We start from the raw sequence: 22,589 nt of genomic DNA on the forward strand, positions 1-22,589 counted from the left end.
CATGACCGAGCCCCTGATTCTTCAACCCGTCAAGCCCGCAGACGCCTGCGTAATCTGGCTGCACGGGCTGGGTGCCGACCGCTACGATTTTTTGCCGGTAGCTGAAGCGCTACAGGAAAACCTGCTCACTACCCGTTTCGTTTTGCCCCAGGCTCCGACCCGCGCTGTCACCATTAATGGTGGCTACGAGATGCCAAGCTGGTACGACATATTGGCCATGAGCCCGGCACGCGCCATCAGCCGCGAGCAGCTGGAGGAGTCCGCGCAACGGGTCGTGGAATTGATTGAAGTGCAGAAGGCCAGCGGAATAGACGCCTCGCGGATCTTTCTCGCCGGTTTTTCCCAGGGCGGCGCCGTGGTTTTGCACACAGCCTTCCTGAAATGGCAGGGACCGCTGGGCGGCGTGCTTGCGCTCTCGACTTATGCCCCGACATTCAGCGATGAACTGGAACTTTCCGCCAGCCAGCAGCGTATTCCCGTGCTGTCGCTGCATGGTCAGTATGATGACGTCGTGCAAAACTCCATGGGCCGGACCGCCTACGAGTATTTAAAGCAGCATGGTGTCACCGTGACATGGCAGGAATACCCAATGGGCCACGAAGTGTTACCCGAAGAAATTCGCGACATCGGCGTCTGGCTCGCCGAGCGTTTGCGCTAAAAGCTACCCTTTGATCCATCGCACTACGCCGCGCCCGATTCTTGCATTACACTGGCCGGCGTACATTCCTTAACCAATTGATGAGATGACCGTGCTCAAAGCACTCAAGAAAATGTTCGGTAAAAGCGAGGCTGAGCAGCTCGCGCCCGGCTCCAGCGCTCCTTCTCATACCCCCAGCCACCGTACCGACGGTAATCAGCCTGGCCGGACCGCAACCGTAGCGGCACCGAAACACGAGCCGGTGACCATACCGACCGCCCCCTCTGCTCCGGCCATTGCCTCTGAACAGCCGCGCAGCGAAGCCCCGAAACCGGCCAAACCACGCCGCGAACCGAAACCAAAGGCGCCGGTCATTCCCTGGAAACTCGAAGACTTCGTCGTCGAACCCCAGGAAGGCAAAACCCGCTTCCACGATTTCAAACTCGCCCCCGAGCTGATGCACGCCATTCAGGACCTGGGCTTTCCTTATTGCACGCCGATCCAGGCGCAGGTGCTTGGCTTCACCCTCGCGGGCAAAGACGCCATCGGTCGTGCCCAGACCGGTACCGGCAAAACCGCCGCGTTCCTGATTTCGATCATCACGCAGCTGCTGCAAACCCCGCCACCCAAAGAACGCTACATGGGCGAACCGCGGGCGCTGATCATCGCCCCGACCCGGGAACTGGTGGTGCAGATCGCCAAGGACGCAGCCGACCTGACCAAGTACACCGGCCTCAACGTCATGACATTTGTCGGCGGCATGGACTTCGACAAGCAGCTCAAGCACCTCGAAGCCCGTCACTGCGACATCCTCGTGGCCACTCCGGGCCGCTTGCTCGACTTCAACCAGCGCGGCGACGTGCACCTGGACATGGTCGAAGTCATGGTGCTGGACGAAGCCGACCGGATGCTCGACATGGGTTTCATCCCACAAGTGCGTCAGATCATTCGCCAGACTCCACCGAAGAACGAGCGTCAGACGCTGCTGTTCTCCGCGACCTTCACCGACGACGTGATGAACCTGGCCAAGCAATGGACCACCGACCCGTCGATCGTCGAGATCGAAGCGCAGAACGTGGCCAGCGAAAACGTCGAGCAACACATCTACGCGGTGGCCGGCGCCGACAAATACAAACTGCTCTATAACCTGGTCAACGATAACGGCTGGGAACGGGTGATGGTCTTCGCCAACCGCAAGGACGAAGTGCGGCTCATCGAAGAACGCCTGGTGCGCGATGGCGTCAACGCCGCGCAACTGTCCGGCGATGTGCCGCAGCACAAGCGCATCAAGACCCTGGAAGGTTTCCGCGAAGGCAAGATCCGGGTTCTGGTCGCCACCGATGTGGCCGGTCGCGGCATTCACATCGACGGCATCAGCCACGTGATCAACTTCACCCTGCCGGAAGTCCCGGACGACTACGTGCACCGGATCGGTCGTACCGGTCGTGCTGGCGCCGATGGCGTGTCCATCAGCTTTGCCGGTGAAGACGACTCCTACCAGCTTCCGTCCATCGAGGCGCTGCTGGGTCGCAAGATCAGTTGTGAAACGCCACCGACGCATCTGCTGCGGGCGGTTGAGCGCAAGCGCCCGTAACGCGGACCGCAGAATAAAAAGCGCAGCCGGAAACGGACTGCGCTTTTTTTTCGTCCGGTTTTTTTCAACAGGAGCTTGCTCGAGACAACTAAAAGTCCATAATGGACAAATTAGTTTACATCTAGCTCCCGGAGCCGACCATGCTCAGCACGCCTTACGTGATTACCCAACCCCAGGCCCGCGAACTGCTGGCGCAAGTCGACGTGCCGCAGATCCTGCGCAAGCTGTTCCGCGACCTGGCCGCCGGGCAAGCCGTGCAACCGGCGCAGCAGTTAGTGGAGTTCCCGAAAGGTGCCGGGGATTTCATCAATTATCTGGGTGTGTTGGCCGAAGACGGCGTGTATGGCGTCAAGACGTCGCCCTACATCGTGCGTGAGCAAGGCCCATTGGTGACCGCCTGGACGCTATTGATGTCGATGCAGACCGGCCAGCCGCTGCTGCTCTGCGATGCCGGTGAACTGACCACGGCACGCACCGCAGCGACGACGGCGGTGGCGGTCGATGCCCTCGCGCCGTTGAAGGCCCAACGCCTGGCGATCATCGGCAGCGGCAAGGTGGCTCAGGCGCACCTGCACTACGTGAAGAACCTGCGAGACTGGCAAAGCATCAGCCTGTATTCGCCGAGCCTGCGCGGCAAGAACGCCGAAGCGCTGACGCAACTTAGAAGCCTCGATCCACGGCTGACCCTCGCCGAAAGCTGCGAAACCGCAATTCAAGACGCCGATGTGATCATGCTCTGCACTTCGTCCGCCGGACCGGTGATCGACCCGTCCATTTTGAGCAAACCGGCGCTGATCACTTCCATCAGCACCAATGCTCCGCGTGCCCATGAAGTGCCGCCGCAGAGCCTCAATGACATGCAGGTGTTCTGCGACTATCGTCAGACCACCCCGGGTTCGGCCGGCGAAATGCTGATCGCCGGTGAACAGCATGGCTGGGACAACAGCTCGATAGTCGGCGACCTGCCCGACTTGCTCAGCGAAAAAGTGCAGCGCCCGGACTACGACCGATCTGTGTTTTTCCGCTCCATCGGCCTGGGCCTGGAAGACATCGCACTGGCCAATGCCATTTACCGTCTACAGCACTAACACCACGCCCTCCGGGCCATCGATAACATTGGCATTTGCGCCCCACAGGAGACGTTCATGAGCCAGGCAGACTTCATCATCATCGGCGGCGGGATTGCCGGCGCTTCCACCGGTTTCTGGCTGTCGCAGCACGGACGGGTGATTGTGCTCGAACGCGAATCCCATCCGGCCTATCACTCCACCGGACGCTCGGCGGCGCTGTACAGCGCCGCTTACGGCACACCACAGGTTCGGGCATTGACCCAGGCCAGCCGCGACTTCTTCGATGCACCACCGCCCGGTTTCTGCGAACACCCGCTGCTGACCCCGCGCGGTGAGATGACCGTCGACTTCACTGGCGATCCGGCCGAGCTGAACAATCAATACCTGAGCGCCAAAGCCACCGTGCCGCAGATGCAACTGCTCAGCGCCGACGAAGCCTTTGCGCGTCTGCCGATCCTGCGTCGGGAAAAAGTCCACGGCGCGATCTACGACCCGACCGCCAGCGACATCGATACCGATGCCCTGCATCAGGGCTATCTGCGCGGTATCCGGCGCAATAAAGGCGAGGTTCATACCGACAGCGAAGTGCTGAGCCTGACCCGGGATGCCGAAGGGCTGTGGCAGGTTCAAACCAACACTCAGACCTTCAGCGCCCCGATCATCATCAACGCCGCCGGCGCCTGGGCCGACAAGGTTGGCGAGCTGGCCGGTGCACGGCCTCTGGGCCTGCAACCCAAGCGCCGGGCAGCCTTTATCTTCGCCGGCCCCGAGGGCCTGGATAGCCATGACTGGCCAATGCTGGTCAGCCTCGATGAATCCTTCTACATGAAACCCGACGCCGGCATGTTCCTCGGCTCACCGGCCAATGCCGACCCGGTGGAACCGCACGACGTACAGCCCGAAGAGCTGGACATCGCCATGGGCATCTACCAGATCGAAGAGGCCACCACCCTGACCATCCGCCGCCCAACCCGCACCTGGGCCGGCTTGCGCAGTTTCGTGCACGACGGGGATTTGCTGTCCGGTTTCGATCAGCACGTACCGGGCCTGTTCTGGGTGGCGGGACAAGGCGGCTATGGTATCCAGACTTCACCGGCCATGGGCCAGGCCAGTGCTGCACTGGTACGCGGCGAAGCCTTGCCCGAACAGCTCACCCGTTTCGGCCTGGACGCCGCGATGCTCTCCCCCGCCCGCCTGGGTTGATCCTGATCCTCAGGTGACGTGCCCACACGATTGCGGCAAACTTCCAGCGCCCCTTTTTTAACGGGGCGCTGACGCTGCCTGGAGTTCCACTGTATGAACGCACCTGAAAAAAACTCGGCCCTGGACAATGCGTCCATGGACAACTTCCGCGCGATTGCCGATGCCATCGCCACGTTGTTCTTCCCTCACGCCGAGGTGGTGCTGCACGACCTGCGCACGCAAAAGGTCGATTACATCGCCAATAACCTGTCCAAACGGGAAATCGGTGACGACTCGTCGCTGGAGGACATGCTCAGCGAAGAGGTCAGTGAACGAAACATCGGGCCGTACGAAAAGCTCAACTGGGACGGCCAGAAAATTCGCAGCCTCAGCAGCGTGCTGCGTGACAGCGAAGGGCAACCGCTGGCCGTGCTGTGCATCAACCTGAATATCTCGTTGTTCGAGAATGCGAAAGCGGCGCTGGACTTGTTCCTGTCGCCGACCAAGCTGATTCCGCAACCGGACTCACTGTTTCGCGATGACTGGCAGGAGCGGATCAACACCTTTCTACACGCTTGGCTGCGCGAGCGTCAGTTGAGCCTGAATGTGCTGACCCGTGACCACAAACGCGAACTGGTGCTGGCGCTGCACGCTGAAGGCGCCTTCAAAGGCAAAAGCGCCTCCAACTATGTGGCCAATGTGCTGAACATGGGCCGGGCGACGGTGTACAAGCATTTGAAGGAATTGAAAGGCTGAAAATCAAAAGATCGCAGGCTGCGCCAGCGCCTACAGGGAAATGCGGTCCTCTGTAGGAGCTGCCGAAGGCTGCGATCTTTTTCCGATCAATCGCCGTAGATGTCGGACTTGAAGTACTTCTCCGAAATCTTCTGGTACTCACCACTGGCACGAATGCCGTCGATGGCCGCATTGAGCTCACTGACCAACTCGGTGTTGCCCTTGCGCACGGCAATCCCGGCGCCCTCCCCCACGTATTTCGGATCCTTGAGCTCTGGCCCGACAAAGGCATAACCCTTGCCACGCGGCATCGACAGGAAGTCATTCAATGGAATGGTGTCGGCAAAAATGGCATCAAGGCGACCCGCAGCCAGGTCCATGTAGATTTCTTCGTTGTTGCCGTAACGCTTGACGTTGATGCCCTTCGGTTCGAAAACCTCGGTGGCGTAACGGTCGGTAGTGGTTGCGCGTTGTACGCCGACGGTCTTGCCCTTGAGGCTGGCGTACTGGTCATCGACCGCCGCGCCTTCCTTCATCACCAGTCGCGATGAGGTGAAGTAGTATTTGTGGGTGAAATCCACCGACTTCTTACGGTCTTCATTGATGGTCATGGACGACAGCGCCATGTCGATTTTCTTCACTTTCAGGGAAGGAATCAGACCGTCGAATTCGCCTTCGACCCACACACACTTGACCTTCATCTGCGCGCACAGGGCGTTGCCGATGTCGTAGTCGAAACCGATGATTTCACCTTTGTCGGTTTTGGACGCGAACGGCGGATAGGCCGCTTCAATACCGATGCGCAGGCTTTTCTCGGCAGCGAACACGCTACTGCACGCCAACAGGCTCAGGGCCAGACCGGTGATGAGGGGGAATTTCTTCATGTTCGTTCTCTCGCGGGTTGTTGTTGGTTTGGCAAGACAGAAGAAAAAGCTGAAACAGGGAGCGCCTTTTTTGTACTTATAAATCCATACTGGACTTTTATGTATTAACCGTCAATCGGACGCGCACAGTTCTTCCGGCCGTTCATCGCAGGTGCTTTTTCGGGGCAGGAAAGATCAAAAGAAAGATCAAAAGGACGACTATTACTTCCAGCGATCCGCCGCCGCATGATCGCTGTCGCGCCCTTCAACCCAGCGCGCGCCATCACTGGTGTTTTCTTTCTTCCAGAACGGCGCGCGGGTTTTCAGGTAGTCCATGACAAAGGCGCAGGCATCGAACGCTGCCTGACGGTGGGCGCTGGCGGCACCGACGAAGACGATCGGCTCGCCCGGCTCCAGCGCGCCGATGCGGTGCAACACTTCCAGCTTCAACAGAGGCCAGCGCTGCTCGGCCTCCGCGGCAATCTTGCCCAGGGCTTTTTCGGTCATGCCCGGGTAGTGCTCCAGAAACATTCCGGCAACGTCGAGGCCGTCATTGAAGTCGCGTACGTAGCCGACAAAACTCACCACCGCACCGACGCCCACATCGGCCGCGTGCATGGCGTTGACTTCAACGCCCGGGTCGAACGGCGTGGGCTGCACACGAATCGCCATGGCTCAGCCCCCGGTCACGGTTGGAAAGAAAGCCACTTCATCGCCATCGCAGACCGGTTCATCGAGCTGGCAGAGGTCTTCGTTGCGGGCGCACATCAGGTTCTGCTCGCTCAACACCTCGGCGCCTTCACGTTGGGCCAGCAGCGCACGCACATCGTCGACCGTGGCGAAATCACCTTCTACCTTTACCGAATCCACGCCGAGCGCCTCACGGTAACGGGCAAAAAACTTCACGGTCACGTTCATGGTTGATCCGCCTGAAAATGGCCGCTCTTGCCGCCGAGCTTTTCCAGCAGCCGCACGCTCTCGATGGTCATGCCACGGTCCACGGCTTTGCACATGTCATAAATAGTCAGTGCCGCAACGCTGGCGGCGGTCAGCGCTTCCATCTCGACGCCGGTTTGCCCGGACAACTTGCAGCGCGCCACGATGCGCACGGTGTCGTCACCTTCGGCACTGAGCTCGACCTTGACGCCGGTGAGCATCAACGGATGGCACAGAGGAATCAGATCGCTGGTTTTCTTCGCCGCCTGGATGCCGGCGATCCGCGCCACGGCGAACACATCACCCTTGGGATGACCGCCGCTGACGATCAACTGCAGGGTTTCGGGCAGCATGCGCACCAGCGCTTGGGCCGTCGCTTCGCGGAACGTCACGGCTTTTTCGGTGACGTCGACCATATTGGCGCGACCTTGAGAATCGAGATGAGTCAGCACAGCGTTACTCCTGATCAGGAGCATCGATTGTAAACCTGCGGGTCAATTTTCCGCACGCACGATTATCCGATCACCACAGGGGAAAGTGTTGCCCATAAAAAAACCGGGCGACTTTGAGGTCGCCCGGTTCTGTGGTGAGGGTTACAGATGCGATTCGGCGTATTCGGCCAGAATCGAACGTGGCACCCCTTGCAGGGTGATATGTACACCGTTGGGGAAGTCTTTGAAGCGTTCGGTCAGGTACGTCAGCCCGGAGCTGGTCGCGGACAGGTAAGGGGTGTCGATCTGCGCCAGGTTGCCCAGGCACACCACTTTGGAACCGGCGCCAGCACGGGTGATGATGGTTTTCATCTGGTGCGGCGTGAGGTTCTGGCATTCATCGATCAGGATCAGACTCTGCTGGAAGCTACGGCCTCGAATGTAGTTGAGGGATTTGAACTGCAACGGCACTTTGCTGAGGATGTAGTCGACGCTGCCATGGGTGTTTTCGTCATCCATGTGCAAGGCTTCGAGGTTGTCGGTGATGGCGCCCAGCCAAGGCTCCATCTTTTCCGCTTCGGTGCCGGGCAGGAAACCGATTTCCTGGTCGAGCCCCTGCACGCTGCGGGTGGCAATGATGCGCCGGTAGCGTTTGCTGACCATGGTCTGCTCGATGGCCGCCGCCAGGGCCAGGATGGTTTTACCGGAACCAGCCGCGCCGGACAGGTTGACCAGGTGAATGTCCGGATCGAGCAAGGCGTACAGCGCCAGGCTTTGATAGATGTCACGCGGTTTCAGGCCCCAGGCTTCCTGGTGCAACAGAGGCTCCTGATGCAGGTCGAGGATCAACAGCTTGTCGACCTGGATTTCCTTGATCCAGCCGACAAAGCCCTGTTCGTCGATGATGAACTCGTTGACGTGCACGGCAGGCAGGTTGTCGATCAGCTGCACCTGATGCCAGGTGCGACCATGATCCTGCCGGGTTTCGACCTTGCTCACCCGGTCCCAGAAGGAGCCGGTCATGTTGTGATAACCGTTGGGCAGCAACGAAACGTCGTCGACCAGTTGGTCGGTGCTGTAGTCCTCGGCCGCGATCCCACAAGCCCGGGCCTTGAGGCGCATGTTGATGTCTTTTGTGACCAGCACCACGGGCAGTTTTGCATCACGCGCGCGCAGGTCAATCAGCTGGTTGATGATGATGTTGTCGTTCAGGTGCTCGGGCAGAATGATGTTCGGCTCGGCACGCTTGCTCATCAGAATTGACAGCAAGCCCTTGGGCCCACTCTTGCCGCGCTGGATCGGAACGCCGAGTTCGACGTCTTCGGGGCTGGCATCGCCCAGGGTCTTGTCGATCAGCCGAATGGCCTGACGGCATTCCGCTGCAACGCTGTGAGGCCCGCTCTTGAGCTTGTCCAGCTCTTCAAGCACGGTCATCGGGATCGCGACGTGGTGTTCTTCGAAGTTAAGCAGGGCGTTTGGATCGTGAATCAATACGTTGGTATCGAGTACATAAAGGATTGGCTGGTTGGAAGGGCTACGTCCGTGATCATCCATACTCGGTCACCTTTGTGGGAGCCAGTCGACGCAATACCATGACAGTGCTGCGCCTCGAAGTGGCCACCGAAATCACCTGCTCAGACTCAAGTGATTGCAACCCAAACGGAGTCTTGGAAGACGCCACCTGTGTTGCAGGTTTCGGCGGTCTGTCTTCGTAATACTCCAAAACACATGACAGAAAAAAGCACTTTGACGTTTTTTTGAAGTTTATTTTTCAGAATGACCAATAGCACTTGGCGGACTGCCAGCACCCCGCTAAAGTCGGAAGTCCGCCTGCATCGAAATCTCCTCCAAAAACGTCCCTGCCCCAATGTTTACGGGCTTTCCCCGTTTCAGCGAAACGCGTCCTGACAGTTTTCCCAACCGATCCCGCTTCGCGCCGTTTGCGTGATGAGCCACGGCATCGCGGTTTTCAGCGAATCCTGCTTCACATTGAAGTTGATCACCCCGTGCCGCCACAGCAGCATCAGGGTCAGCACCCGTTGCGCACTCTGGTTGCCCTTGAGCTTGCCGGCGCCGTCCTGGGCATCGATGTCCCACAATGCCACCTGCAAACCCTGAGACCTGAAGAAGCCTTCAGCATCGGACCGACGCTGGCCATCGGGCGGGCGAAACAGCGGCACGTAATTCTCCGGCAGCTTGCCCTTGACCAGCTCGGCGCTGCGCCGTACCGAGTCCTGCCAGTCTTGCCAGTAGCTGTGGGAACGGAACTCCCAACCCTGCACTCCAACGCATTGCTGCGAATAGGTCCCTTGCAGGCTGGTCACCGAACGTTCAGCCAGACGGGCCTGGATGTCCTTGCCGAGGACGAAGAACGTAGCGCTCATGTTCGATTTGCGCAGGTACTCGGTGATCCAGGCAGTGTTATCCGGCGCGGCATTGGCGGCGCTGTCGAAAGTCAGCAGGAACAGGCGGTCATGCATGGCATCGCCATTGCGCTCATAGTCGCCAAAACGATCGACTTCGCTGCTGGTCTGCGGGAACAGCGCGGCCTTGCGCAATTGCTCGTCCAGGTACTGGGCGTGGAACAGCCGGCTCGGCTCGGCCCACTTGATGTAGTAGCTGTCGTCGCTGATCTGAAACTTGGCTGCTTGCTCACGCAGGGTATCCATGTCCTCGACCAGGAAACAGAAAGAGGCATCCTGATCGCAACTCTGCTGGGCGAAGTTATAGTTGCTCAGCAACCGCTGCCACATGCGCTGGCGCAGGTGGTTGACCGATTCCAGATTGACGGTGCGCAGGCCCAGGCGTTGAGCCAGGCTCGCCTCATCCAGCGATTCGCTGGCCAACAGGACGCGGGCGAACATGAGGATTTCGGCCCGGGAGGCAACGTCGAACAGGGTCGGGTTGCCGAGCTGCTCAGGCCAGGTGCTGCGATCCAGCGTCGCCACATCGCCCGGCGCCGCCTGGGCGCCGAAGCTCAACAGCGAGGCGAAGAATAGAAAAACGATACGCAATGGGATGTCTCCATAACAAAACCCGCGCGGCACTATAGCCGATCACGTTCAAATTCCCGCAGCTGCGCCGAACTCATTGTGGCGAGGGAGCTTGCTCCCGTTGGGCTGCGAAGCAGCCCCCAAACCGACAAATATATTCTGCGGATAAAACCATGCGCCTGTATTGCGACCGCTTCGCGCTCGAGCGGGAGCAAGCTCCCTCGCCACAGGATCTCCTTCTGCCACAAAACCTGGCTACACCACCGATCACCTATGACACCCATAGCTGGAGTCAACACAGACAACCCCCTAGAATCGCCCCCACGATTAAAGGAGCCGACTTCATGCTGATGGTGATTTCCCCCGCCAAGACCCTCGATTACGAAACACCGCCGGCGACCCAGCGCTTCACTCAGCCGCAATACCTCGACCACTCCCAGGAACTGATCCTGCAACTGCGCGACCTTACGCCGGCGCAGATCAGCGAGCTGATGCACGTCTCCGACAAGATTGGCGGCCTCAATGCCGCGCGATTCGGTAGCTGGACCCCGGCCTTCACCCCTGCAAACGCCAAGCAGGCCCTGCTGGCGTTCAAGGGCGACGTGTACACCGGCCTGAATGCACAAACCTTCAGCGAAGCCGACTTCGATTACGCCCAGCAGCACTTGCGCATGCTCTCCGGCCTGTACGGCTTGCTGCGCCCTCTGGACCTGATGCAGCCCTATCGGCTGGAGATGGGCACCAAGCTGGCCAATGCCCGCGGCAAGGACCTGTATGCCTTCTGGGGCACGCGGATCAGCGAATGGCTGAACGAAGCGCTGGCCGATCAAGGCGACGATGTGCTGCTGAACCTGGCCTCCAACGAATACTTCTCGGCGGTCAAACGCAGCGCCTTGAACGCGCGCATCATCAATACCGAGTTCAAGGACTTGAAGAACGGCCAGTACAAAATCATCAGTTTCTACGCGAAAAAGGCCCGCGGGATGATGAGCCGCTTCGTCATCGAAGAACGCATCAATGACCCGGCCGCCCTCAAGCAGTTCGATGTTCAGGGTTATCGCTACAGCAGCGAACAGTCTAAACCGGACAATCTGGTGTTCCTGCGCGATCACGCACCGGAGTAACCAGACCCGCACTCAATCAGCGCACGACATGGACAACTTTGTCGTGCGCCATCCCTTCGATCCTCGAACAATCCCCCACCTTTTCGCCGGCTTATTGGCGCCAAAAAACAAGCACTCCATTTTCTAACTTTTGTTTCACTCGACTTTGCTGATTTTTTTCAGTAGTGGCACTGAAAATTTTTGTGGGTAGTGGCAAAAAAATATCCAAGGCAATAATCACCCTATATATAAAGGGCGAAACGGCAAGTGCTATCAATATGAGAGCAGTGCCATCTTTTTCAATATTTCAAGAAATTTCAGAAATCGCGATGGGCGGACAGGAACTATGTCCAAATGCGCCGCTCATACCACCCGTAACGATTCTCTCGGCGAACGTACGAGATAACTTACACAGACAAGCGGTCCCGATAGCGAAGTTGTCACATCAACTTGAACTTATGGATCACTTATTTGGGCAACACATGAAGGACAGGAGATAACGCACCATTAATATCCCCTACAAGGCCACGGCAGCGCCCCTATAAACGTGCTCACCCGAGCACCCAACCGCTTGATTTACGGGCTTCTGGCCTGGCATTGAGCGCGCAAGACCTTTGCACGAACGTCCTCTGATTAGAGGGTCGGCTGCATAACAGGGCACGTCATAACAATAAGGCCTGGTTGCGCACATCTTGAGTGCACTTATTTAGACACTCGGAACTTAGTATGCCTGCACCCGGCATTGTGACGCCTTTAAGGCCGCACTTGCGAGTGCACTATGACCGCTGAACACCATTAACTCCGGCCATGTAATGGCTTGTTGAACACAGTCTTGATTAACTGAGAGGTAAATGCGATGCGCATCAGCATATTTGGTTTGGGTTACGTCGGTGCAGTCTGTGCCGGTTGCCTGTCTGCACGGGGCCATGACGTCGTTGGCGTCGATGTTGCCAAAGACAAGATCGATATGATCAACGCCGGTCGTTCGCCGATCGTTGAACCCGGTCTGGGCGAACTTCTGAAACAGGGCATCGAGACTGGCCGTCTGCGCGGCACGACCAACTTCGCCGAGGCGATTCGCGACACCGACCTGTCGATGATCTGCGTCGGCACGCCGAGCAAGAAGAACGGCGACCTGGAACTGAACTACATCGAGGCCGTGTGCCGCGAGATCGGTTTTGTTCTGCGTGACAAAACCACCCGCCACACCATCGTCGTGCGCAGCACCGTGTTGCCGGGCACCGTGGCAAACGTGGTAATCCCGATTCTCGAAGACTGCTCCGGCAAGAAAGCCGGTGTCGACTTCGGTGTTGCCGTGAACCCTGAGTTCCTGCGTGAAAGCACCGCGATCGCCGACTACGACCAGCCGCCAATGACCGTCATCGGCGAATTCGACAAGGCTTCGGGCGACGTTCTGCAATCGCTGTACGAAGAACTCGACGCACCGATCATCCGCAAGGACATCGCCGTCGCCGAGATGATCAAGTACACCTGCAACGTGTGGCACGCCACCAAGGTGACTTTCGCCAACGAGATCGGCAACATTGCCAAGGCTGTCGGCGTCGATGGTCGTGAAGTGATGGAAGTGGTCTGCCAGGACAAGACGCTGAACCTGTCCCAGTACTACATGCGTCCTGGTTTCGCGTTCGGCGGCTCCTGCCTGCCGAAAGACGTCCGCGCCCTGACCTACCGCGCCGGCTCCCTGGACGTGGAAGCTCCGCTGCTCAACTCGCTGATGCGCAGTAACGAGTCCCAGGTGCAGAACGCTTTCGACATCGTCTCCAGCCACGACAAACGCAAAGTCGCCCTGCTGGGTCTGAGCTTCAAGGCCGGCACCGACGACCTGCGCGAAAGCCCGCTGGTCGACCTGGCGGAAATGCTGATCGGCAAGGGTTACGACCTGAGCATCTACGACAGCAACGTCGAGTACGCCCGTGTCCACGGTGCGAACAAGGATTACATCGAGTCGAAGATCCCTCACGTCTCGTCCTTGCTCAACTCGAACTTCGACGACGTGATCAACAACTCCGACGTGATCATCCTCGGTAACCGTGACGAGAAATTCCGCGCCCTGGCGCTGGAAGCACCGCACGGCAAGCAAGTGGTCGACCTGGTCGGCTTCATGTCCAAAGCCACCAGCGTGAGTGGCCGGACTGAAGGCATCTGCTGGTAACACACCACCCCCTGTAGGAGCCAGGCTTGCCGGCGAACCTGACAACGCGGTGTGTCAGGTACGCAACCTTCGCGGGCAAGCCTCGCTCCTACAGGTCCGATGAGATCGCCTTGGCTTTTACGCCTGCCTTAACCCAATCGGGCTCCGCCCGAGATCGAGACGGATGCAGATTATGCACAGGCTAAAGCACGGCCTACTTCAGGCCGCCGGTTGGCTGTTTTACCTAAGTTTATTGATGGGCATCGCCATTGCGTTGCCTGTGTCCACGTTCGACTCCGAGTCGAAGGACTTCATTTTCCTGATCGGTATCGTCGGTATCTGGCGCTACTCGATGGGTGCCACGCACTTTCTGCGCGGCATGCTGTTTCTGTACGTGGTCTACCCGTACCTGCGGCGCAAAGTGCGCAAGCTGGGCAAAGCGGCAGACCCCTCCCATGTGTTCCTGATGGTCACCAGCTTCCGTATCGACGCGCTGACCACCGCGCAGGTCTACAGCTCGGTAATCCGCGAGGCCATCGACTGCGGCCTGCCGACCACCGTGGTGTGCTCCATCGTCGAAATGTCCGATGAGCTGCTGGTCAAGAGCCTCTGGAAACGCATGAACCCACCCGCGAGCGTCAAGCTCGACTTCGTGCGCATTCCCGGCACCGGCAAGCGCGATGGCCTGGCCTACGGTTTCCGCGCCATCTCCCGCCACCTGCCGGACGACCGCGCCGTGGTTGCCGTGATCGATGGCGACACCGTGCTGGCCGAAGGCGTCGTGCTCAAGACCGTGCCGTGGTTCCAGCTGTTCGGCAATGTCGGCGGCCTGACCACCAACGAGTTCTGCGAAGTGCGCGGCGGCTACATCATGAGCGAATGGCACAAACTGCGATTCGCCCAGCGTCACATCAACATGTGCTCCATGGCCCTGTCCAAGCGCGTGTTGACCATGACCGGCCGGATGTCGGTGTTCCGCGCCACCGTGGTCACCAACCCGGACTTCATCGCCGATGTGGAAAGCGACTCGCTGCAACACTGGCGCCTGGGCCGCTTCAAGTTCCTGACCGGTGACGACAAGTCGAGCTGGTTCAGCCTGATGCGCCTGGGTTACGACACGTTCTACGTGCCCGACGCCGCGATCCATACCGTGGAACACCCGCCGGAAAAGAGCTTCATCAAGGCCAGTCGCAAACTGATGTTCCGCTGGTACGGCAACAACCTGCGGCAGAACTCCCGCGCCCTGGGCCTGGGGATGAAACGCCTCGGTCTGTTCACTTCGGTGGTGCTGTTCGATCAGCGTGTGTCGATGTGGACGTCCTTGCTGGGCCTGACCGTGGCGCTCATCGCCACCTTCAAGTACGGCACCGCGTTCATCCTGGTTTACCTGCTGTGGATCGGCATCACGCGCCTGATCCTGACCCTGCTGCTGTCCTGTTCCGGTCACCGGATCGGCCCGGCGTACCCGGCCATTCTCTATTACAACCAGATCGTCGGCGCGCTGGTGAAGATCTACGTGTTCTTCCGCCTCGACAAACAATCCTGGACTCGCCAGCCCACTTCTCTGACCCGTGATCTCGCCAGCTTTCAACGTTGGTTCAACACCTGGTCGTCTCGGACCATGACCTTCTCCGCCGGCAGCATCTTTGTCGCCGTGCTGCTGATGATGGTCTGACCGAACTCGCCTGAATTAACTAGGAAATCGCCCATATGAATACCGCCGTCAACAGCAACGTAGTGCACGAATCCGAAGCCCAGCGCCAACACGCCCGTGTGAAAATTCCGGCCAAGCTGCGTTTCTTCGGCCCTGACCGGACCCCGGTCGAAGCCCGGGTCATCGACCTTTCCGCAGGCGGCCTGGCGTTCAACGCCGGTCAGCTGCCGCTGAAGGTCGGCGATGTGCACAAGGCCCGTCTGCAATTCGTCATCGATAACCTTGGCCTGGCCATGGACGTGGAATTGCAGATCCGCTCCGTCGACCGCCAGACCGGTCGCACCGGTTGCCAGTTCCAGAACCTGGAACCGCGGGACATTTCCACCCTGCGCCACCTGATCACCTCGCACCTGGCCGGCGACATCGTCAGCATCGGTGAAGTGTTGGCAACCCTGCAGCGCGACAACTTCACCAAGGCGCGCAAGGTCAAGGACGGCGGCCACGGCATGACGCCTTTCGGCCGCCTGAAAGCGGTGACCTTCAGCGCCGGTATCTTCGTGGTCGGCCTGGTGGCGTTCGGTTTCATTTTCAAATCGGTGTACGGCATGTACTTCGTCAGCCACGCCCAGGCCGGTCTGGTCAGCGTGCAAGGCATGAACATCACCATGCCGCGCGACGGTACCGTGCAGAGCCTGATCAAGGCCGACGGCGTTGCCGCCAAAGGCGCACCGCTGGCGACCTTCAGCACCAGCATGCTCGACGTGCTCAAGGGCCATCTGGACGAAAACCAACTGCAACCGTCCAAGGTTGAAGAACTGTTCGGCAAGCAAATGACCGGCACCCTGACCTCCCCGTGCGATTGCACCGTGGCCCAGCAACTGGTGGCTAACGGTCAATACGCCAACAAAGGTGACGTGATCTTCCAACTGGTGCCGCGTAATACCGAAGCCAACGTTGAAGCACGCTTCTCCTATCGCCAGTTCGGCGACGTGCGCCCAGGTACCTCGGTCAGCTTCCAGATCGCCGGCGAAGACCAGACTCGTACCGGCAAGATCGTCAGCAGCACCAGCCTGAAAAGCGAAGACCTGTCATCCGATATCCGCGTGCAGATCAAACCTGACGAGCCGCTGGACAGCGCACTCGCCGGTCGCCCGGTGGAAGTGAACAGCACCCGTGGCCCGAACCTGAACTGGCTGATCAACAAAGCCATGGCCGCCGGTCTTTAAAAAGAGGACATGCCCGTGACGACTCCACAAATCCTCAGAACACCGCGCACCCACATAGGATCACTGTGTGCAGTTGCACTGGCCGTAAGCCTGGCCGGTTGCGCCGGCCTGCCCGACCAGCGCCTGGCCAATGAAGCCCTCAAGCGCGGTGATACCACGCTGGCGGCGCAGAACTATCAGCAACTGGCCGACCTGGGTTACAGCGAAGCCCAGGTTGGGCTGGCCGACATTCAGGTCGACAGCCGCGACCCGGCGCAGATCAAAAAAGCCGAGGCGACTTACCGCGCCGCGGCCAGCGTCTCGCCGCGGGCTCAGGCTCGCCTGGGTCGCCTGCTGGTGGCCAAACCTGGCGCCACTGAAGCCGAACACCACGAAGCCGAAGCACTGTTGAAGAAAGCCGCGACCAATGGCGAAGGCAACACCCTGATCCCGCTGGCGATGCTGTACCTGCAATTCCCGCACAGTTTCCCCAACGTCAACGCACAGCAGCAGATCAGCCAATGGCGCGCCGAAGGCAAACCGGAAGCAGGTCTGGCCCAGGTGCTGCTCTATCGCACCCAAGGCACTTACGACCAGCACCTGGATGACGTGGAAAAAATCTGCAAAGCGGCGTTGAACACCACCGACATCTGCTACGTCGAACTGGCCACGGTCTATCAGAAACGCGGCCAGCCCGAACAACAGGCCGAGTTGATCAAGCAGATGCAGGCCGCTCATAGCCGTGGCGCCGTCTCTGCGCAACGTATCGACAGCGTGGCCCGCGTGCTGGGCGATGCGAGCCTGGGCAAGACCGACGAAAAAACCGCTCAGTCGCTGCTCGAAGGCATCGCCCCTGGCTACCCGGCGTCCTGGGTCAGCCTGGCGCAATTGCTCTACGACTTCCCTGAACTGGGCGACGTCGACACGATGATGAAGTACCTGGACAACGGCCGCGCCGCCGACCAGCCGCGCGCCGAACTATTGCTGGGCAAGCTCTACTACGAAGGCAAGATGGTGCCCGCCGACGCCAAGGTCGCCGAAGAGCACTTCAAGAAAGCCGTCGGCCGGGAAGTCGCCGCCGATTACTACCTCGGCCAGATTTACCGTCGCGGTTACCTGGGCAAGGTCTATCCGCAGAAAGCCCTGGATCACCTGCTGACCGCTGCACGCAACGGCCAGAACAGCGCCGATTTCGCCATCGCCCAACTGTTCTCCCAAGGCAAGGGCACCCGGCCCGACCCGGTCAACGCTTACGTCTTCAGCCAATTGGCCAAGGCTCAAGACACCCCGCAAGCCACTGAGCTTGCGCAAACACTCGAAGCGCAACTGCCGCCTGAGCGGCTGGCCGAGGCCCAACGCCTGCTCAAACAAGAGCAAGCCATTCGTAGCACCGTGAGTCCGGACACGCTGGAACTGCACGCCCTGCAAGAAGAAGACGGCGAGGAATCCCTATGAAGCTCAATCCATTCGTGCAGGCCGGTATTGGCCTGACATTCGCCCTGCTGTGGTCGTGCCCGACCCTGGCGGCCCTGACCGAAGACAAGAACTTCGGTCTCGAAGTCAAAGTTACCGGCCAGTCCGAAGACGACAGTGACCTGGGCACCGCCGGTGGCGGCGACGTTAACGGCGTCGGCCTCGACCTGCGCCCATGGGTCTATGGCGAAAGCGGCGCGTGGAGCGCCTACGCGATGGGTCAGGCCGTGACGTCCACCGACATCATCGAAACCGACACCCTGCAGCAGTCCGACAACAGCGGCACCCAGACCACCGACAGCGGTGATCGCAAGACCAAGAAAAACTACCTGGCGATGCGCGAGTTCTGGGTCGGCTACAGCGGCCTCACGCCCTACCCTGGCGAGATCCTCAAGTTCGGTCGCCAACGCCTGCGCAACGACGACGGCCAATGGCGCGACACCAACATCGAAGCCCTGAACTGGACCTTCGACACCACCCTGTTGCGCGCCAACGTCGGTATCGCCGAACGCTTCAGCGAATACCGTACCGACCTGAAAGAACTGGCGCCCAAAGACAAGGATCGCCTGCACGCCTACGCCGATGCGGCGTATCAGTGGACACCCGGTAACTGGGTCGGCATTCGCGGTCATCACACCCACGATAACGGCAAGCTCGACTATCCGGAGCCGGGCGTGGCCGGCGATACCCTGGACAAGAAACAGAACGGCGACATCAGCTGGCTCGGCCTCACCGCCGACAGCGATGCCTACAACTGGCGCAATACCAACACCGTCAATTACTGGGGCAGCATCACCGGCATGAGCGGCGACCGTGACACGGTCAACCCGCTGAATGCCGACGGCACTCGCCCGGCAGAAGCCAAGCGTGGTGAAGACCTGAACGGCTGGGCTACCGACGTGGGTGTGCGTCTGCGCCTCGATCCGCAGTGGCAAGTCGGTGCAGCCTATGCCCGCGCCAGCGCCGAGTACGAACAGAACGGCCTGGAAAGCAACCGCTCGAACTACACCGGTACGCGCTCGCGGGTTCACCGTTTCGGCGAAGCCTTCCGTGGCGAAATGAACAACATGCAGACCGCTACGTTGTTCGGCTCCTGGATGCTCAACGACGAATACGACGCCAGCCTGATCTACCACAAGTTCTGGCGTGTGGACGGCAACAAGCCGGTGGGCAACAACGGCATCAACGCTGTTGAAAACAACACCGACGACGCGACCGGCGCGATCCTCTCCAGCACTTCCCTGCCGCTGGAAGATGGCAACAAAGACCTCGGTCAGGAAATGGACCTGGTGGTCACCAAGTACTTCAAGCAAGGCCTGTTGCCGGCGGCGTTGAGCCAGTCGATCGATGAGCCTTCGGCCCTGGTGCGGTTCCGTGGCGGTGTGTTCAAGCCAGGCGATGCCTATGGCAAAGAAGTCGACTCGTACATGCACCGTGCGTTTATCGACGTGATCTGGCGCTTCTGATGCAAACCGCGAAGGGAGTGCCCGACATGAACAGCGCCAAGAAAGGCTCGATCAGCCTGCTGGCCGGCGCGCTGCTGCTGGCCAGCGCAGCCGCCTTCGCCACCGTCGAACCGGCCAAGTCTGTGCACCAGCCTGAACAGCAGAGCAAATCGACGACCGTGGCCAAGGGGCTGCAACAGGCCAAGACCTACACCGTCAGCAGCGCGCCAACCGCGCCGCTGGACCTGGCCAAGCCGAAACTGCCGGACACTTCTGGCTACACCGCCGAAGCCATTGCCGCGAAAATCGTGCGCACCAAGCCCGGCAAGATCAGCGTGCGCCGGATGATGCAGGAAGACGCCTTGAAGGACTTCATCGGCGGCGACAACAAGATGGCCGAGTGGGTGGTGCGTCAGCACGGCATCCCGCAGGCGATCTTCGTCGACGACGGCTACATGAACCTCAAGGATCTGACCAAGAAGCTGCCCAAGCAGTACCTCAGCGAAACGTCGCCAGGTGTGTTCCTGGCGAAGTTGCCGATCGTGGTGGGCAGACACGGCATTCTGGAAATCGACAAACAGACCCAGGAACTGCGCCTGTCCCAGGAGGCTGGATCGTTCCTGGTCAACGACGGTCAGCTGTTTGTGCGTGATACCAAGATCACCGGCTGGAGCGAAAAGGCCAACGGCCCGGCGGCCTTCTCGTCGCCCAAGGAATTCCGTCCGTTCCTGTTGTCCTGGGGCGGCACCGAGACCTACATCGCCAACAGCAAGATCGCCAGTTTCGGTTACGCCAACAGTAAGTCCTACGGCGTGAGTATTTCCCAGTACACGCCGAACATGGCCAAGGTGCTCAAGCGCCCTGAACCGACCGGCTGGATCGTCGGCTCCGAGTTCTCGGACATGTGGTACGGCTTCTACTGCTACGAAACCCGCGACTTCGTGGTCAAGGGCAACACCTACAAAGACAACATCGTCTACGGCATCGACCCCCATGACCGTTCCCACGGCCTGATCATCGCCGACAACACGGTTTACGGAACCAAGAAGAAGCACGGGATCATTATTTCCCGTGAGGTCAACGACAGCTTCATCTTCAACAACCGCAGCTATGACAACCACCTGTCGGGCCTGGTGATCGACCGTAACAGTGTTAACAACCTGATCGCCTACAACGAGATCTACAAGAACCACACCGACGGCATCACCCTCTACGAGAGTGCCGACAACCTGTTGTGGGGCAACCAGGTGATCAGCAACCGGCGCCACGGCATCCGTATTCGTAATAGCGTGAACATTCGCCTGTACGAAAACGTCTCGATGGCCAACGGCCTGACCGGTGTCTACGGGCACATCAAAGACCTGAGCGACACCGACCGGGACATCAAGCTCGACCCGTTCGACGCCCAGGTGTCGCTGATCGTGGTTGGTGGCGAACTGGCCGCCAACGGCAGCGGACCGCTGTCGATCGACTCGCCGCTGAGCGTGGAGTTGTATCGCGTGTCGATGCTCGCGCCGACCAAAACCAGCGGCATCAGCTTCTCGGGGATTCTCGGCGAGCGCCAGGATGAAATTCTCGACCTGCTGGTGCGCCAGCAGAAAGCCGTGCTGATCGACCCTGTCGAACGCCAGACCGAAATGCGGGACTGAGGATAATTTTATGCACCCACACTTGATCAAATTACTCAGCCTGTCGGCCCTGACTGCGGGCATTCTCGCGGCCAGCACTGGCGTGCGTGCCGAAGACGCCAAGGCACCGAGCTTCAGCGCCGAGCCGTGCTGCAGCCTGTGCCCGGCAGCCCACGACCCGAAGAACTACACCACCCGCTATCAGCAGAACTTCACCACACTGGTGCAGGCCCAGGGCGACTGGCTGTTCCGTACGCAAGAAGACTTGCGCACCGAATTCGACACCACGCCCGCCGGCTACAAACGCATGAAGCAACTGCACGATGCGTTCAAGAGCAAAGGCGTGGAACTGGTCATCGTTTACCAGCCGACCCGTGGCCTGGTGAACCGCAACAAGCTGAACCCGGCCGAAAAGGCGAGCTACGATTTCGACAAGGCACTGACCAACTACAAAACCATGCTCGGGCGTTTCGCGCAGATGGGTTACGTGGTGCCGGACCTGTCGCCGCTGACCAACGAATCGCTGCCCGATACCCTGCCGGCCCACGATTTCTATTTCCGCGGCGACCAGCACTGGACGCCGTATGGCGCCCAGCGTACCGCGAAGATCGTCGCCGAGAAGGTCAAGCAGTTGCCGGTCTTCGCCGACATTCCCAAGCGTGAATTCGAGACCCATAAGTCGGGTCGCATGGGCAAGACCGGAACGTTGCACAACATGGCGGGTCAACTCTGTGGCACCAGCTACGCGATCCAGTACATGGATCAGTTCACCACCGAGCCCAAGGGCGAAGCGGCGGATGGCGATCTGTTCGGCGAATCCGGCAACCCGCAAATCACCCTGGTCGGCACCAGTCACAGTGGCAAGAACTACAACTTCGCCGGTTTCCTCGAAGAGGCCATCGGCGCCGACATCCTCAACGTGGCATTCCCCGGCGGTGGCCTGGAAGGTTCGATGCTGCAGTACCTGGGCAGCGAAGAGTTCCAGACCAAGCCACCGAAGATTCTCATCTGGGAATTCTCGCCGCTTTATCGCCTCGACCAGGAAACCATCTACCGCCAGATGATGGCGTTGCTCGACAACGGTTGCGAAGGCAAGGATGCACAGATGAGCGGCAGCGCCTCGCTGAAGCCGGGCAAAAACGAATTGATGGTCAACAGCAAGAACCTGGACCTGCGCAACAGCGACCATCAGGTCGACATCCGCTTCGCCGATACGTCGGTGAAAACCTTGCATGCCACCCTCTGGTACATGAATGGGCGTCATGAGGACATCAAGATCGACAAGCCGGAAACCTCCGAGACCGACGGGCGTTTCGCTTTCGAGTTGCGCACGGACGAAGACTGGGCCTCGCAGAATCTGCTGGCCGTTGAAGTCCAGGGGCCTGAAACACCAGGCGCCGCGCCGCAGAAAGTCGAAGCGAAAATCTGCAAACGCAACGTGTTCTCCGGCACCGGGCAGCGTACTGCTCAAGCCGGGCAATGAGGCTA

At 59.6% G+C, this 22,589-nt stretch carries 19 protein-coding genes; 13 read left to right on the forward strand and 6 right to left on the reverse strand.

What is annotated here, in order from left to right; translation table 11 throughout:
* The first annotated feature begins 1 nt into the window (after nt 1).
* The 5 genes from AC1RO5_RS19855 (at nt 2) to AC1RO5_RS19875 (ending at nt 5,239) form a co-directional block, all read left to right on the forward strand.
* Complete coding sequence (locus AC1RO5_RS19855; protein WP_413696895.1) at nt 2-658, forward strand: alpha/beta hydrolase; 657 nt, start codon at nt 2-4, stop codon at nt 656-658.
* Nucleotides 659-743: 85 nt separating this feature from the next.
* The gene (rhlB, locus tag AC1RO5_RS19860; protein WP_493177111.1) at nt 744-2,231 is read left to right on the forward strand and encodes an ATP-dependent RNA helicase RhlB; all 1,488 of its coding nucleotides are present in this window, start codon (nt 744-746) and stop codon (nt 2,229-2,231) included.
* A 140-nt stretch (nt 2,232-2,371) separates the two neighbouring features.
* The gene (locus tag AC1RO5_RS19865) at nt 2,372-3,319 is read left to right on the forward strand and encodes an ornithine cyclodeaminase family protein (protein ID WP_493177112.1); all 948 of its coding nucleotides are present in this window, start codon (nt 2,372-2,374) and stop codon (nt 3,317-3,319) included.
* Nucleotides 3,320-3,376: 57 nt separating this feature from the next.
* The gene (locus AC1RO5_RS19870) at nt 3,377-4,504 is read left to right on the forward strand and encodes an NAD(P)/FAD-dependent oxidoreductase (protein ID WP_493177114.1); all 1,128 of its coding nucleotides are present in this window, start codon (nt 3,377-3,379) and stop codon (nt 4,502-4,504) included.
* 93 nt (nt 4,505-4,597) lie between these two features.
* A complete protein-coding gene (locus AC1RO5_RS19875) occupies nt 4,598-5,239 on the forward strand; it encodes a helix-turn-helix transcriptional regulator (protein WP_007936282.1) in 642 nt (213 codons plus the stop codon).
* Between the two features lie 86 nt (nt 5,240-5,325).
* On the opposite strand, the gene AC1RO5_RS19880 is transcribed toward AC1RO5_RS19875, so the two are convergent.
* The 6 genes from AC1RO5_RS19880 to AC1RO5_RS19905 form a co-directional block, all read right to left on the reverse strand.
* On the reverse strand, nt 5,326-6,102 hold the full coding sequence (locus AC1RO5_RS19880) for an ABC transporter substrate-binding protein (RefSeq protein ID WP_493177116.1): 777 nt from the start codon (nt 6,100-6,102) through the stop codon (nt 5,326-5,328).
* 201 nt (nt 6,103-6,303) lie between these two features.
* Nucleotides 6,304-6,753 carry a molybdopterin synthase catalytic subunit MoaE gene (moaE, locus tag AC1RO5_RS19885; protein WP_493177117.1) on the reverse strand — a complete coding sequence of 150 codons (450 nt, stop codon included), beginning with the start codon at nt 6,751-6,753 and terminating at the stop codon, nt 6,304-6,306.
* A gap of 3 nt (nt 6,754-6,756) precedes the next feature.
* A complete protein-coding gene (locus AC1RO5_RS19890) occupies nt 6,757-6,999 on the reverse strand; it encodes a MoaD/ThiS family protein (protein WP_493177119.1) in 243 nt (80 codons plus the stop codon).
* Entirely contained in the window at nt 6,996-7,469 is a 474-nt protein-coding gene (gene moaC, locus AC1RO5_RS19895) for a cyclic pyranopterin monophosphate synthase MoaC (protein ID WP_007936290.1), read from the reverse strand. The genes AC1RO5_RS19890 and moaC overlap by 4 nt, the downstream gene beginning before the upstream one ends.
* A gap of 141 nt (nt 7,470-7,610) precedes the next feature.
* Nucleotides 7,611-9,002 carry a PhoH family protein gene (locus tag AC1RO5_RS19900; protein WP_253418941.1) on the reverse strand — a complete coding sequence of 464 codons (1,392 nt, stop codon included), beginning with the start codon at nt 9,000-9,002 and terminating at the stop codon, nt 7,611-7,613.
* A gap of 335 nt (nt 9,003-9,337) precedes the next feature.
* A complete protein-coding gene (locus AC1RO5_RS19905) occupies nt 9,338-10,462 on the reverse strand; it encodes a polysaccharide deacetylase family protein (protein WP_493177121.1) in 1,125 nt (374 codons plus the stop codon).
* Nucleotides 10,463-10,785: 323 nt separating this feature from the next.
* On the opposite strand from AC1RO5_RS19905, the gene yaaA reads away from it, so the two are divergent.
* The 8 genes from yaaA (at nt 10,786) to AC1RO5_RS19945 (ending at nt 22,584) form a co-directional block, all read left to right on the forward strand.
* Nucleotides 10,786-11,565 carry a peroxide stress protein YaaA gene (gene yaaA, locus AC1RO5_RS19910; RefSeq protein WP_007936296.1) on the forward strand — a complete coding sequence of 260 codons (780 nt, stop codon included), beginning with the start codon at nt 10,786-10,788 and terminating at the stop codon, nt 11,563-11,565.
* Between the two features lie 835 nt (nt 11,566-12,400).
* Nucleotides 12,401-13,717 (forward strand): nucleotide sugar dehydrogenase, encoded by a 1,317-nt coding sequence (locus tag AC1RO5_RS19915; protein ID WP_493177123.1) that lies wholly within the window; start codon nt 12,401-12,403, stop codon nt 13,715-13,717.
* A 172-nt stretch (nt 13,718-13,889) separates the two neighbouring features.
* On the forward strand, nt 13,890-15,371 hold the full coding sequence (gene alg8 / locus AC1RO5_RS19920; RefSeq protein WP_493177124.1) for a mannuronan synthase: 1,482 nt from the start codon (nt 13,890-13,892) through the stop codon (nt 15,369-15,371).
* A 35-nt stretch (nt 15,372-15,406) separates the two neighbouring features.
* Nucleotides 15,407-16,576, forward strand: coding sequence for a PilZ domain-containing protein (locus AC1RO5_RS19925; protein ID WP_493177126.1), 1,170 nt, complete (start codon nt 15,407-15,409; stop codon nt 16,574-16,576).
* A 9-nt stretch (nt 16,577-16,585) separates the two neighbouring features.
* Nucleotides 16,586-18,010 carry an alginate biosynthesis TPR repeat lipoprotein AlgK gene (gene algK, locus AC1RO5_RS19930; RefSeq protein WP_493177128.1) on the forward strand — a complete coding sequence of 475 codons (1,425 nt, stop codon included), beginning with the start codon at nt 16,586-16,588 and terminating at the stop codon, nt 18,008-18,010.
* Nucleotides 18,007-19,494, forward strand: coding sequence for an alginate export family protein (locus AC1RO5_RS19935; protein WP_493177129.1), 1,488 nt, complete (start codon nt 18,007-18,009; stop codon nt 19,492-19,494). The genes algK and AC1RO5_RS19935 overlap by 4 nt, the downstream gene beginning before the upstream one ends.
* Nucleotides 19,495-19,520: 26 nt before the next feature.
* On the forward strand, nt 19,521-21,122 hold the full coding sequence (algG, locus tag AC1RO5_RS19940) for a mannuronan 5-epimerase AlgG (protein WP_493177130.1): 1,602 nt from the start codon (nt 19,521-19,523) through the stop codon (nt 21,120-21,122).
* A 10-nt stretch (nt 21,123-21,132) separates the two neighbouring features.
* On the forward strand, nt 21,133-22,584 hold the full coding sequence (locus AC1RO5_RS19945; protein ID WP_493177131.1) for an alginate O-acetyltransferase: 1,452 nt from the start codon (nt 21,133-21,135) through the stop codon (nt 22,582-22,584).
* Nucleotides 22,585-22,589 lie beyond the last annotated feature (5 nt).

The organism is Pseudomonas sp. GW822-FHT02G04 (assembly GCF_058802085.1).